Source organism: Flavobacterium galactosidilyticum (assembly GCF_020911945.1).
Classification (GTDB): Bacteria; Bacteroidota; Bacteroidia; order Flavobacteriales; family Flavobacteriaceae; genus Flavobacterium; species Flavobacterium galactosidilyticum.
In genome coordinates, this window is record NZ_CP087135.1 from 791,990 (window position 1) to 805,477 (window position 13,488).

A 13,488-nucleotide genomic window follows, 5' to 3' on the forward strand; every position below is an offset into this window, starting at 1 on the left:
GAGAACTAAATCCAGTAAGACGCCGCAGTTTGTACAATACTGTTTGTTTAAATTTACAGTATTACACTCTAAGCATTTTATATAGGATTTATTCATTATGATTTTGTTTGCTTTGGATTAATTTTGACAAAGCTATGAAAATTGAGATTAAAGAAAAGTTTGTAAGGAAACTACAATTTTAATTACCAAAAATCGAATTGTCATTACAGCGGGTTAGGAATCACTTTATGATTTTACCATGCTTGTCATATTGGATGAGATTCCTTCGTTCCTCGGAATGACAAATGTTGTGAAAATCTAAAAACCCTAGCCCCGATAGCAGTGAAAATCCTTTTTTGCTGCTCCCTAATGTAGGGACGGCACAAAAGATTGTAACGTATAGCGGGAAATTGCTTCAAATAAAAATTGGAATGCTTATTTTTGCACGAAATTAAACTGAATTATGTTACAAAATCCAAAAAGATATACCATTACAGCGGCATTGCCTTATACGAACGGCCCAATTCACATTGGCCATTTGGCGGGTGTTTATGTGCCATCTGATATTTATTCCAGATACTTAAGATTACAAGGAAGAGACGTTTTATTCGTTTGCGGAAGTGACGAACACGGAGTGGCGATTTCGATGAAAGCAAAAAAAGAAGGCATTACGCCACAGGAAGTAATCGATAAATATGATGGAATCATCCGTAAATCGTTCTCTGATTTTGGAATATCATTTGATAATTATTCTAGAACTTCGGCTAAAATTCATCATGATACAGCTTCTGAATTCTTTAGAAAACTATATGAAAAAGGTGATTTTATCGAGGAAGTAACCGAGCAATTATATGATGCCAAAGCGGATCAATTCTTGGCAGACCGTTTTGTGGTGGGAACTTGTCCAAAATGTGGCAACGAAGAAGCCTACGGTGACCAATGTGAAAAATGTGGCTCTACGCTGAATGCTACGGATTTGATTAACCCAAAATCGACAATTACGGGAGAAACTCCAATTATGAAATCAACGAAGCACTGGTTTTTACCTTTGGATCGTTATGAAGATTTCTTGAAAGAGTGGATTCTCGTGGGACATAAAAATGACTGGAAACCGAATGTTTACGGACAAGTAAAATCGTGGATTGATGGTGGATTAGAACCTCGTGCCGTAACTCGTGACCTCGATTGGGGAATTGATGTTCCCGTTGAAGGTGCCGAAGGAAAAAAATTATACGTGTGGTTTGATGCGCCGATTGGCTATATTTCTTCTACAAAAGAATGGGCTTTGCGCGAAGGAAAAGATTGGGAACCATACTGGAAAGATCAAGACACAAAATTGGTTCATTTCATAGGCAAAGACAATATTGTTTTCCATTGTATCATTTTCCCAGCGATGCTTAAAGCCGAAGGAAGTTATATTTTGCCGGATAACGTTCCTGCCAATGAGTTCTTGAATTTGGAAGGAAACAAATTATCAACGTCTAAAAACTGGGCGGTTTGGTTGCACGAATATTTGGAAGAATTCCCTGGCCAGCAAGATGTTTTGCGCTACGCTTTGACATCTAATGCGCCGGAAACAAAGGATAATGACTTTACATGGAAAGATTTTCAAGCTAGAAACAATAACGAACTAGTCGCGATTTATGGTAATTTCATTAATCGTGTCGTAGTGTTGACTAATAAATACTACAACGGAGTTGTTCCTACGCCTAATGAATTATCCGAAGTAGACCAAGCAACTTTGACGGAATTAAAAGCATATCCAGCCGTGATTTCAAGTTCTATAGAAAGATATAGATTTAGAGAAGCACTGGGCGAGCTGATGAATGTTGCTCGTCTTGGAAACAAATATTTAGCTGATGAAGAGCCTTGGAAAGTAATCAAAGACAATCCAGAACGCGTGCAAACGCAAATGTATGTTTCTTTGCAAATAGCAGCTGCTTTGAGTTCGCTATGCGAACCATTCTTGCCTTTTACAGCAACTAAATTATCAAGAATATTAAAAATAGAAACTCCATTGTCATGGAATACTATTTCAGAATCTTCAGATTTGATTGTTGCAGGCCACCAAATTGGAGAAGCCGAATTACTGTTTGCCAAAATTGAAGACGAGGAAATCCAAAAGCAAATAGATAAATTAGAATCTACAAAAACAGCGAATAAAGCGGAAAACAAAATAGTAGAACCACAAAAAGAAGCGATTCAATTTGATGATTTTGCCAAAATGGATTTGCGAGTGGGAACTATTCTAGAAGCTACTAAAATGCCAAAAGCAAACAAGCTTTTGATTCTAAAAGTAGACACAGGAATTGATGTCCGTACGATTGTTTCAGGAATTGCCGAAAGTTTTAAACCCGAAGATATCATTGGAAAGAAAGTAACTGTATTAGTAAACTTGGCACCAAGAAATCTACGTGGAGTTGAAAGTCAAGGAATGATCTTGATGACCACCAATGCAGAAGAAAAACTAGTTTTTGTAAACCCAGATGCTGATGCTGCCAATGGCGAAACAATAAATTAAGAAATTGAATTCAACACCAATTTCACTAATTATCACAAATTTATTCGTGGGAATTAGTGAAATTGGTGTTTTAAATAAAAAACAAAAATGACGAATGCAAAACCACGATTAGCTCTAGCCATTGGAATTATCTGTATTTCTGTTTTTCCCATTTTGGTAAAACTGCAACTAACTGGTGGATTGATTTCGGCTTTTTATAGAATGGCAATTGCAGGTGGATTATTGCTTCCTTACATTTTAGTAACAGGAAAATTTAAATTACCTCGAACAAGTATTTTGATTCTCGCTATTGTTTGTGGTCTCTTATTCGCTTCAGATGTTGCTGTTTGGAATATCTCTATACAACAATCTAGTGCGACACAAGCCACTTTACTTACTAATTTATCACCCGTTTGGGTAGGCGTAGGCTCCTTCTTGTTTTTAAAAAATAAACCAGCAACTAATTTTTGGATAGGTACATTGATTGCAATATTTGGGATGACAACTCTTGTAGGATTTGAATTTTTCATAAACTTAGATTTTAACATGGCTTTTATCTTAGCAATATTATCTGGTGTTTTATATGCGGTTTATATGCTAGTTAGTAAAGATGTGCTTAAGGAGATGGATGTACTTTCTTTCATGTTAGTTACCCTTATCACCTCTACTCTATTTCTTGGAATAATTTGTGCAGTTACGGACGAACCGTTTACCGGTTTTTCTGACACAGGATGGTTCGTATTGTTCATTCAAGGAATAGTATGCCAATTGATTGCTTGGCTACTTATCAGTTATGCTACCCAAAATATGCGTGCAACTAGAGTTTCTTTATCTTTATTAGGACAAGCAGTTTTAGCTACTATTTTGGCTTGGCTTTTTTTAGACGAAAAAATAACATTACAAATGATCGTTGGAGGTTTGATTCTACTTTTGGGAATTAGAATCACCTTCTATTCTAAAACAATTTCATTGCGAAATCTATTAAAAAAAGATTAAAACAAAACTACTTTAGAAACAAAAATTATGAAAAATATAAAAGTAATTGCCTTTGATGCAGATGATACTCTATTTGTAAATGAAACTTATTTTGCAGAGACCGAAGAAAAATTCTGTAGTTTAATGAGTGACTATCTGTCCCATCAGGGTATTTCAAAAGAGCTTTTCAAAATACAAATCGCCAATTTAAAATTATACGGATATGGCATCAAAGGTTATGTTCTTTCCATGATTGAAGCGGCAATGAAAATCTCTAACAACACTATTTCCATTGAAGCAATTGAACGCATTATTCAATACGGAAAAGAATTGACTGAAAGACCTATTGTACTTTTAGATGGAGTGGAAGAAACGCTAAAAGCTTTACATGGCAAGTATAAACTAGTTGTTGCTACTAAAGGCGATTTATTAGACCAACGCAGAAAACTACACAATTCAGGGCTAGGAAAATATTTTCATCATATTGAAGTGATGTCCGACAAGCAGGAAATTGACTACACGGATTTGATTAAAAGATTAGAAATTGAACCTTCAGATTTTTTTATGATTGGAAATTCATTAAAATCAGATGTTTTACCCGTTTTAGCCATTGGCGGACACGCAGTTCACATCCCTTTTCACACTACGTGGGAGCACGAAAAAATAAATCATAAAGTTGAACATGAGAATTTTAGGTCGTATGATAAAATAATCGATGTATTAACACGTTTCGAAAATTAAAATTAAGACCTGTATTTAAAAAGTTAACAGGTTTTTTTTTCTAATTTTAACATTATTAACAATAATAACAGTATTTTACTTGCACATTTTCTAATAAAAAAAGCAGAAAAATTCTATTAAACTAGATTAATTCGTTAATTAATTTCCTAAACCGCATATATCCTTACTAATTAATAGGTATTTACTAAATTTTCGATTTTATTTACATAATTAACTGATGTAAATTTCTTATCTAATTTTATGTTGTATTTTTGCATGGAATCTAAAAAAATACAATAATGAAAAAATTAATGTTTGCTTTAGTTTTAGCAACTGCAGTTTCAACTGTAAATGCTCAAACTATGAATGAGAAAACTACAGAGAATGACTATAACAAATGGTCTATTGAATTAGCGGGTGGTGTTAACAAAACACAGCGTCCAATGTCAGCTAATTATTTTACATCTACACCAAGCCCTTACACAGTTGATCTTGGAGCTAGATACATGTTCAACAACAAATTTGGTTTAAAAGCCGACTTCGGTTACAACAGTTTTGAAGGAAAAAACAATTCTCTTTCATTTGACACTAAATATTACAGAGCAGATCTTCAAGCAGTAGCTAACTTAGGAAGAATCATGAATTTTGAAACTTGGACTAATACTATTGGTTTATTAGGACATGCAGGTTTCGGTTTAGCTCAATTAGAAGATCAAAATTCTGCAATTAAAGACAGAATGGGTAATTTTATTGCTGGTGTAACTGGTCAAATCAAATTATCTAACAGAGTAGCTTTAACTGGAGACTTTACAACTATTCTTAATGCAAGTCAAGATGTTGCTTTTGATGCTGCTAGCGCTTATTCAGGTAGAGGTTTTGGTGGAATTTTATTCAACGGAACTGTTGGTGTTACTGTTTACTTAGGTAAAAACACTAAACATGCTGACTGGGTTACACTTACTGATAAAGAAGTAGTTTCTTTGAAAGATAGAGTTACTGCAATCGAAGATAAAATGGTTGACGCTGACAACGATGGTGTAGCTGATTATTTAGATACTGAAAAAAATACTGCTGCTGGAGCCTTAGTTAACACTAAAGGACAATCTATCGACAAAAACAACAATGGCGTAGACGATACTACTGAAGCTTTCATATTGAAAAATTACGCTGCTAATGGCGGAAATAATTCTGGTGTTTACAATAATGATTTAATCAAAAGCTTAATTAACGGTGGTTATGTTGCTACTTATTTTGATTTCAACAAATCTAAACCAACAAATGTTTCTACAGAAGGAACTGATTTTATCTTAACTTATTTAAGAAACAATCCTTCAGCTTCAGTTGACATTATTGGTCATGCTGACGAATTAGGAAGATCTGCTTACAACGATAAATTATCTAATGCAAGAGCTACTACTATCAAAAATACTTTAGTAAAAGCTAACATTGCTGCTTCAAGATTAAATGTAATTGCTGCTGGTGAAGATACTTCAGTAAACAAAGATTCTGATGCTGCTAGAAAATTAGTTAGAAGAGTTACTTTCATGGTAAAGTAATCCACAACTTATAATACTTAAAGCCCAAAAGGAAATTTCCTTTTGGGCTTTTTTTATTTCTATGCTTTACAAGGAAAAATTACAGGTTTGACAATAACATATCGATTAGTACTTTCTAATTCTTTTCGTATATTTACTAAAAACCTATTATTATGTTATCAAAAAATATCGAAACTGCACTAAACAAACAAATTCGGATTGAGGCAGAGTCTTCACAAACGTATTTGTCAATGGCTTGCTGGGCCGAAATCAGTGGTTTAGAAGGAATTGCACAATTTATGTTTGCACAATCAGACGAGGAACGTCTGCACATGCTGAAATTAATAAAATATGTAAATGAACGCGGTGGTCATGCACAAATTACAGATTTGAAAGCACCAAAAACCACTTACGAAACCTTCAAGGGAATGTTTGAAGAATTGTACAAGCATGAAATTTTTGTATCTGATTCTATAAATGAATTGGTACACATTACTTTTTCAGAAAAAGATTATGCTACACATAATTTTTTACAATGGTACGTAGCAGAACAAATAGAAGAAGAAGCAACAGCTAAATCAATCCTAGACAAAATCAACTTAATTGGGGATGATAAAGGTGGCTTATATTTGTTTGACAGAGACTTACAGCAAATTGCTATTACAAAACCTACGATTTAAAATGTTAAAATTTATTTAGAATAGATAAAAATAACATACATTTGCCTTAGTTTTTAATTCTGAACACATTGGAAAAGAAAAAGAAGGAGAAGAAAAAAGATAAAAAAGAAATTCTTGAAAACATCAAGATTGTAGAAAACTGCAAATCTAAATGCTGCAAGAAATTTAAAAAAGGAGAGGAAAAACGCTGCAAACGTTGTCCAATGTTTGATATGTTGAAAAAACTATCCTAGTAAAAATAATGCCCTCTGATTCGATCAGAGGGCATTATTTTTTTATAGATAATAAATTTTTATTTACCTAAAAGCAAAATTTCATTTGCAACTACTTCTGTTATAAATCGCTTAACGCCATCTTTATCGTCATAGCTGCGATGCGTTAGTTTCCCTTCTATGGCAATTTCTTTTCCTTTGGTAACATATTTTTCAATGATGTCAGCAGTTTTCCCCCAAGCGCTAACTCTATGCCACTCCGTTTTCTCTACTTTATCACCGTTTTCTTTGTAATAAACTTCATTTGTAGCGATAGAAATATTTGCTAATTTTTTTCCACCTTCTAAAGATTTCACTTCTGGATCTTGTCCTACGTGTCCGATTAATTGTACTGTGTTTTTCATGGCGTGTAAATTTTAATATTAGTATATATAGTTTGATTGTTAAAACGTTCATTCGAATCAACGGTACAAAGATGCGATGGCTTGCAAAAATTATTCGGTCACTAACTACTTACTTTCGGTTGTAACTATTTGTAAACGTTTGTAAATGGAAATAAATCGTTATATTTGGTAAAAACACAGTAGTATGCAAACCCATATAAATAAAGTAGAATTAAGAAATTTAAAATACGACGACTATAAAGAATTAAAAAATTCAATGGTTGAATCGTACCCAGAAATGGTAGGTTCTTATTGGAGAGAACATCAAATTGAAAAATTATTAAACATTTTCCCAGAAGGCCAATTGGTTATTATAGTTGATGGAAAAGTAGTTGGATCAGCGCTATCGCTAATTGTAGATGAGAGCATAGTAGATAAAAACCATAATTATTCGGATATAACAGGAAACTACTCTTTTTCAACGCACAACTCAAATGGAGATGTTCTGTATGGAATTGATGTTTTCATTCATCCCAACTATAGAGGATTGCGATTAGGAAGACGTTTGTATGATGCTCGAAAAGAACTGTGCGAACAACTGAATTTAAAAGCTATTGTTTTTGCTGGTAGAATTCCAAATTACGGGCAACATGCCAAAGAAATGACACCTAAGAATTATATCCAGAAGGTTAAGAGAAAAGAATTACATGATCCAGTGCTGTCATTTCAGTTGAGTAATGATTTCCACGTGATTCGGGTAATGAAAAATTACCTACAAGGAGATGCCGATTCGAAAGAATTTGCCGTTCTTTTAGAATGGAATAATATTTATTTTGACGAAAGTCCAAGACTGATAAACTTAGAAAAAAGTGTTATTAGACTAGGATTAGTACAATGGCAAATGCGCCAATTGAACAATTTAGAAGCTTTATTTGAACAATGCGAATTTTTTGTAGATGTTGTTTCTGGCTATGGAAGTGATTTTGCACTATTTCCAGAACTATTCATCGCACCACTGATGGCTGATTACAATCATTTATCAGAAGCAGAGGCTATACGCGAATTAGCGAAGCATTCTGATCCAATCAGGAAGCGTTTTCAGGAATTAGCTATTTCTTATAACATCAACATCATCACTGGAAGTATGCCATATTTAGAAAATGGCACCTTATATAATGTCGGTTTTCTTTGCAAAAGAGACGGAACTTCAGAAATGTATTCTAAAATTCACGTAACGCCAAACGAAGTCCAACACTGGGGAATGACTGGAGGGTCTACAATAAAAACCTTTGACACCGATTGTGGCAAAATAGGAATCATGATTTGTTACGATGTCGAATTCCCAGAACTATCGCGCTTAATGGCTGACGAGGGAATGAATATTTTATTTGTACCATTCTTGACAGATACACAAAATGCCTACACGAGAGTTAAACATTGCGCTCAAGCTCGCGCAATCGAAAATGAATGTTATGTTGCTATTGCGGGTTGTGTGGGTAATCTCCCAAAGGTAAATAACATGGATATTCAATATGCACAATCAGCCGTATTTACACCTTCGGATTTTGCTTTTCCAAGTAATGGGATCAAAGCAGAAGCTACTACTAATACGGAAATGACGCTTATTGTAGATGTCGATTTGAATTTGTTAAAAGAACTTCACGAGCATGGAAGTGTTCGTATTCTTAAGGATCGAAGAACTGATTTGTATGACATCAAAAAAATAAATCCATGAGCAAAGCCTGTTTAGAATGTGGAGAGAAAATTGTAGGTCGGGAAGACAAAAAGTTTTGTAGTGATGGCTGTCGCAATGCCTATAACAACAAAATAAATAAGGACAGTACTAATTATATGCGAAATATTAATAACAAGTTGCGCAAAAATTACCGCATTCTATCCGAGCTAAACACCGAAGGAAAGTCGAAAACGACAAGGGCAAAACTCTTGAGTAAGGGATTTGATTTCGAATTTTTAACCAATATTCTGCAGACTAAAACAGGAAATACCTACTACTTTCTGTACGACCAAGGCTATATGGTTTTGGATAATGATTTTTATATGTTAGTCAAAAAAGATATTTAGAACCCAAATTCTACTACAATGAAAAAAGATTCTTCATCAATTATCGCCGTTGTATTCCTAACCGTAACTTTGGGGCTAATTTTCTTTACAATGATGCCTCAATGGACATCGGATGATGACCGCCCACTAACGGAGTTTTCGACCAAACGAGCTTTGACTCAAGTGGCGGAAATTTCGAAACAACCTCATTACGTGGGTTCAAAAAATCATGAGGTAGTAGCTAATTATCTTCAAAAAGAGTTAAATGAATTAGGGCTGGAAACTTCCCTACAAGAAGGTTATACACTTAGCGATTGGGGAAATCTAGTAAAATCAAAAAATATTTTGGCTAGAATAAAAGGTTCTTCCAACTCTAAAGCGCTGCTATTGCTTACTCATTATGACAGCGCACCACACTCCTACTCTCCAGGAGCGAGTGACGCAGGCTCAGGTGTGGCAACAATACTCGAAAGTGCGCGCGCTTTTTTACACAATAAAACTCCGCATAAAAATGATATTATAATCCTTTTTTCGGATGCAGAAGAATTAGGGTTAAATGGCGCTGCTCTTTTTGTAACCCAACATCAATGGGCAAAAGAAGTTGGTTTAGTTCTCAATTTTGAAGCTCGTGGTTCTTCGGGACCAAGTTATATGTTGATGGAAACTAACAAAGGAAATGCAGGTTTAGTAAAAGAATTTGCTGCTGCAAAAGCCACTTTTCCGGTTTCAAACTCGTTAATGTATAGCATTTATAAAATGTTACCTAACGATACTGACTTGACAGTTTTTAGAGAACAAGGTAACATTCAGGGTTACAATTTTGCCTTCATTGACGACCATTATAATTATCACACTGCACAAGATGACATCAATCATTTAAACAAAAATACATTAGCACATCAAGGCACTTATTTGATGCCATTACTGAAATATTTTTCAAATGCTGATTTAAACACAACACAAGCAAGCGAGGATTATGTTTATATTTCAATTCCGTACACCTTTATAAACTATCCTTTTAGTTGGGTTTTACCAATGACGATCATTGGATTGATTCTATTTATAGGACTGATTTTCTTAGGAATAGCAAAACGAGTTTTGTCATTTTCTGAAATTGCAAAAGGATTTGTCCCGTTTCTGATTGCTGCAACTCTTGTTGGATTAATAGCTTTTTTCGGATGGAAGGGATTACTTTTTGTTTATCCGCAATACAATGATTTGCTGAACGGCTTCACTTATAATGGTCATTCGTATATCGCTGCTTTTGTTCTCTTGGCTTTAGCTATCAGCTTTTTTGTTTACCAACGTTTTTCTGCTAAAAAAGCAAACATAAATCAATATGTTGCGCCATTATTCATTTGGATTATTATCAATGGAATTCTTGCTTTTAGTTTACAAGGAGCCGGATTCTTGATTATCCCAGTTTATTTTGGCCTATTAATATTTGGTATTTTCATTATTACGCAAAGGTCTAACAACATACTAACTCTTGTTTTGAGCATTCCTGCTTTGATAATTATTGCTCCTTTTATCCAAATGTTTCCAATAGGTTTAGGATTAAAAGTGCTTTTTGGAAGTGCTATTCTTACTGTACTACTTTTTGGCTTATTGCTTCCCGTTTTTGGGGCTTTCGCTAAAAAAGGAATGTGGGGATTATTGCTTTTTGTAGTTTCAATTGGATTTTTTGCTAAAGCTCATTTTGATTCCGGTTATGAATTTGGTAAGGCCAAATCAAACAGTCTATTATACATTTATAACGCTGATACGGACAAAGCAAGTTGGGCCACTTATGACACGAATCTCGATTCTTGGACTAAAAGTTATTTAGGTGAAAATCCAAAAGAAGCAACGCCTACGAATGCCATTCCATTATTTAGCAAATACAATTCTGGTTTTACTTATATTGTTGATGCGCCTAAAAAAGAACTTCTAAAACCTACAATCCAATTTCTAGAAGATCGAATAGAAGGAAATCAGAGAAAATTAAAGATCTTCATTACTCCAAATAGAAATGTAAATCGATATGATATTTTTGCAAATGAAAAGATGACAATTTACAATTTTAAGGCAAATGGAGTAACAACTTTAGGACAAAAAAATTCTTTATACGAGCGTAAAGGAAAAAAAATACTAAGTTATTATTTGGTGGATAATGCACCACTAGAACTGGAATTCAGTATTAATTCCAATGCTATTTTTGATATGGAATTATTAGAAAGTTCTTTTGATTTAATGACAAATCCATTGTTTAATATTCAAAAAAGAGAAAATTGGATGATGCCAACTCCTTTCGTATTGAACGATGCTGTTTTGATAAAAGAGAAGATAAAACCGAGTCCCGTAATTGTTAATCCAACTGTTTTAATTCCCGCCATCACCATTCCTGTAGTAAAACGTAAAATTCCAGCGGTTATAGATAGTTTAAAAGTCGAGTGAAATAGGTGCTCAAATGATTATATATTGAGAAAATGTAAACACAGATTAAGCAAATTTATATCGATTTTTAAAAGACAATAGTCAAAGCGTTCAAACAAATTAAGTGTTTTAAGCAACATGGGCGCAAAATTCTTAATCTGGGTAATGGCTTAATTAAATTTAATGGTTACCATAGATGAAATTTTTATAAATACGCATACTATTACACTAAATAACATGAGAAAAATAAGCATTCTAGGTTGTGGCTGGTTGGGATTACCGTTGGCGAAAGCCATACTTTATAAAGGATTTCAGGTTAATGGATCAACAACAACTGTAGAAAAACTTTCGATATTGAAGGACGAAGGAATCTATCCTTTTTTAATAGATATTCCTCTATTTATTGACAAAGAAAATCTTGATAGCAATAGTTTCTCAGATGCTATGAACTCTTTTTTACAAGGAAGTGAAACTTTAATAATCGATATTCCACCCAAATTGCGAGGTGATTCAGCTGCAACGAATGAGAAAACATTTGTAAAAAAAGTAGCAACATTAATCCCATTTATAGAACAATCGACTGTTCAAAACGTGATTTTTGTAAGTTCGACTTCTATTTATGGAGAAGGACAATTAATCGTAACTGAATTGACAAAACCGCAACCCGATACGGAAAGTGGCAAACAATTATTGGAATCTGAACAGCTATTGCAAAACAATACCCACTTTAAAACTACTTTAGTTCGTTTTGGTGGTTTAATTGGTGCTGACAGACAACCCGGAAAATATTTAGCAGGACGTGAAAACCTTGAAAATCCAGATGCTCCCGTTAATTTAATTCATCAAAAAGATTGCATTGGAATTATTTTAAAAATTATAGAAATGAATTCTTGGAATGAAATCTTCAACGCCGTTTCTTACTTTCATCCTTCACGTGAACAATATTACACTCAAAAAGCAGCCGAACTGAATTTAGCTTTACCGAAATTTGATCATTCAAAACCATCTAATGGAAAATTAATTGAAAATGACAAAGTTATAAACCGTTTAAAATATACTTTTACAGAACCAAATTTGTAAAGTGAAAACTAAAATTAAGAATGCTGTTTCTTCCCGAATCAGCTTGATAGGATTGCCTATCCTAGCATTATGCTTCGTCAGTTTTTTTTGGGGAACTACATGGATTGCTTCAAAAGAAGGAGTTAAACACATGCCTCCTTTACAACTTGCTGCCATCAGACAATTTCTAGGCGGAATCCTCTATATTTCCTTTTTTCTATTCAAAAAAGCACCTTGGCCAAAGGGCAAACAATGGAAAACAATTCTTATTCTAAGTATTCTAAATTTTGTTTTAAGTAACGGATTAAGCACTTGGGGCGTCAAATATATTAGTAGCGGCTTGGGAGCTATTATTGGAGCACTTGTCCCTTTATGGGTCGTAATCATAAGTATGTTTAGAGGCGAAAAATTAGCCCGATTGTCGATAGTAGGTTTGCTTATCAGTTTTAGCGGCGTATGTGTTGTTTTCTACGATCATTTAGCAGATTTTATACAACCTGATTTTAGATTTGGCATAGCACTCTCGTTGATTTCAACATTGACGTGGGCTTTTGGATCATTGTATACTAAGAAAAAAGCAGCCAGTTTTAATCCTTATTTTGGTTTGGGAATCCAAATGTTTATTTCTAGTATTTTTCTTTTTGCATTTACCGGAGCCACGGGAACAGGAGTGCCATTGACTTCAATTCCAGCTATTTCGTGGTGGGCCATATCTTATTTAGTTGTTTTTGGCTCTGTACTTACTTTTATTGCCTTTATTTATGCACTGCAACATCTACCAGCGCACATAAGTACCATTTATGCGTACATAAATCCAATAATTGCTGTAATTTTAGGTGCTATTATTTTTAACGAATCACTTAACGCGGCAATTATTATTGGTGGCAGTATTATTTTAAGCGGTTTGTATATGGTCAATTATTCGTTAAGAAAAGCACGACAAAACGCAATTACAACCAAATAAAAACT

The 13,488-nt window shown here is 34.0% G+C and carries 11 protein-coding genes; 10 read left to right on the top strand and 1 reads right to left on the bottom strand.

Translation table 11 applies throughout. The features are described 5' to 3' along the window. The first annotated feature begins 442 nt into the window (after positions 1-442). The 5 genes from metG to LNP27_RS03480 all read left to right on the top strand — a co-directional run bounded on the left by metG (position 443) and on the right by LNP27_RS03480 (position 6,389). Complete coding sequence (gene metG / locus LNP27_RS03460; RefSeq protein ID WP_229943119.1) at positions 443-2,500, top strand: methionine--tRNA ligase; 2,058 nt, start codon at positions 443-445, stop codon at positions 2,498-2,500. A gap of 87 nt (positions 2,501-2,587) precedes the next feature. Then, entirely contained in the window at positions 2,588-3,475 is an 888-nt protein-coding gene (locus LNP27_RS03465; protein WP_229943120.1) for a DMT family transporter, read from the top strand. Positions 3,476-3,502: 27 nt separating this feature from the next. Continuing rightward, positions 3,503-4,195: an HAD family hydrolase gene (locus tag LNP27_RS03470; RefSeq protein ID WP_229943121.1), complete on the top strand. Its 693-nt coding sequence runs from the start codon at positions 3,503-3,505 to the stop codon at positions 4,193-4,195. A 278-nt stretch (positions 4,196-4,473) separates the two neighbouring features. Beyond that, positions 4,474-5,730, top strand: a complete 1,257-nt coding sequence (locus tag LNP27_RS03475) for an OmpA family protein (protein ID WP_229943122.1) — start codon at positions 4,474-4,476, stop codon at positions 5,728-5,730. Between the two features lie 152 nt (positions 5,731-5,882). Continuing rightward, positions 5,883-6,389 (top strand): ferritin, encoded by a 507-nt coding sequence (locus tag LNP27_RS03480; protein WP_229943123.1) that lies wholly within the window; start codon positions 5,883-5,885, stop codon positions 6,387-6,389. A 292-nt stretch (positions 6,390-6,681) separates the two neighbouring features. Here LNP27_RS03480 and LNP27_RS03485 read toward each other — a convergent pair whose 3' ends face one another. After that, positions 6,682-7,005 (bottom strand): single-stranded DNA-binding protein, encoded by a 324-nt coding sequence (locus LNP27_RS03485; RefSeq protein WP_229943124.1) that lies wholly within the window; start codon positions 7,003-7,005, stop codon positions 6,682-6,684. 184 nt (positions 7,006-7,189) lie between these two features. On the opposite strand from LNP27_RS03485, the gene LNP27_RS03490 reads away from it, so the two are divergent. From LNP27_RS03490 to LNP27_RS03510, 5 genes are all read left to right on the top strand, one after another. Further along, the gene (locus tag LNP27_RS03490) at positions 7,190-8,719 is read left to right on the top strand and encodes a bifunctional GNAT family N-acetyltransferase/carbon-nitrogen hydrolase family protein (RefSeq protein ID WP_229943125.1); all 1,530 of its coding nucleotides are present in this window, start codon (positions 7,190-7,192) and stop codon (positions 8,717-8,719) included. After that, on the top strand, positions 8,716-9,066 hold the full coding sequence (locus tag LNP27_RS03495) for a hypothetical protein (protein WP_229943126.1): 351 nt from the start codon (positions 8,716-8,718) through the stop codon (positions 9,064-9,066). Before LNP27_RS03490 ends, LNP27_RS03495 begins: the two co-directional genes overlap by 4 nt. 90 nt (positions 9,067-9,156) lie before the next feature. Further along, positions 9,157-11,481, top strand: coding sequence for a M28 family peptidase (locus LNP27_RS03500; RefSeq protein WP_428979016.1), 2,325 nt, complete (start codon positions 9,157-9,159; stop codon positions 11,479-11,481). Positions 11,482-11,643: 162 nt separating this feature from the next. After that, complete coding sequence (locus tag LNP27_RS03505; protein WP_229943128.1) at positions 11,644-12,540, top strand: Rossmann-fold NAD(P)-binding domain-containing protein; 897 nt, start codon at positions 11,644-11,646, stop codon at positions 12,538-12,540. A 1-nt stretch (position 12,541) separates the two neighbouring features. Next, complete coding sequence (locus LNP27_RS03510; RefSeq protein ID WP_229943129.1) at positions 12,542-13,483, top strand: DMT family transporter; 942 nt, start codon at positions 12,542-12,544, stop codon at positions 13,481-13,483. The last annotated feature ends 5 nt before the right edge of the window (positions 13,484-13,488 follow it).

What these genes read in the sequence shown, in the direction of transcription:
- LNP27_RS03480 (WP_229943123.1), top strand. Translation starts at nt 5,883, where the DNA reads ATGTTATCAAAAAATATCGAAACTGCACTAAACAAACAAATTCGGATT.
- LNP27_RS03490 (WP_229943125.1), top strand. Translation starts at nt 7,190, where the DNA reads ATGCAAACCCATATAAATAAAGTAGAATTAAGAAATTTAAAATACGAC.
- metG (WP_229943119.1), top strand. Translation starts at nt 443, where the DNA reads ATGTTACAAAATCCAAAAAGATATACCATTACAGCGGCATTGCCTTAT.
- LNP27_RS03465 (WP_229943120.1), top strand. Translation starts at nt 2,588, where the DNA reads ATGACGAATGCAAAACCACGATTAGCTCTAGCCATTGGAATTATCTGT.
- LNP27_RS03500 (WP_428979016.1), top strand. Translation starts at nt 9,157, where the DNA reads ATGATGCCTCAATGGACATCGGATGATGACCGCCCACTAACGGAGTTT.
- LNP27_RS03470 (WP_229943121.1), top strand. Translation starts at nt 3,503, where the DNA reads ATGAAAAATATAAAAGTAATTGCCTTTGATGCAGATGATACTCTATTT.
- LNP27_RS03495 (WP_229943126.1), top strand. Translation starts at nt 8,716, where the DNA reads ATGAGCAAAGCCTGTTTAGAATGTGGAGAGAAAATTGTAGGTCGGGAA.
- LNP27_RS03475 (WP_229943122.1), top strand. Translation starts at nt 4,474, where the DNA reads ATGAAAAAATTAATGTTTGCTTTAGTTTTAGCAACTGCAGTTTCAACT.
- LNP27_RS03485 (WP_229943124.1), bottom strand. Translation starts at nt 7,005, where the DNA reads ATGAAAAACACAGTACAATTAATCGGACACGTAGGACAAGATCCAGAA.
- LNP27_RS03505 (WP_229943128.1), top strand. Translation starts at nt 11,644, where the DNA reads ATGGTTACCATAGATGAAATTTTTATAAATACGCATACTATTACACTA.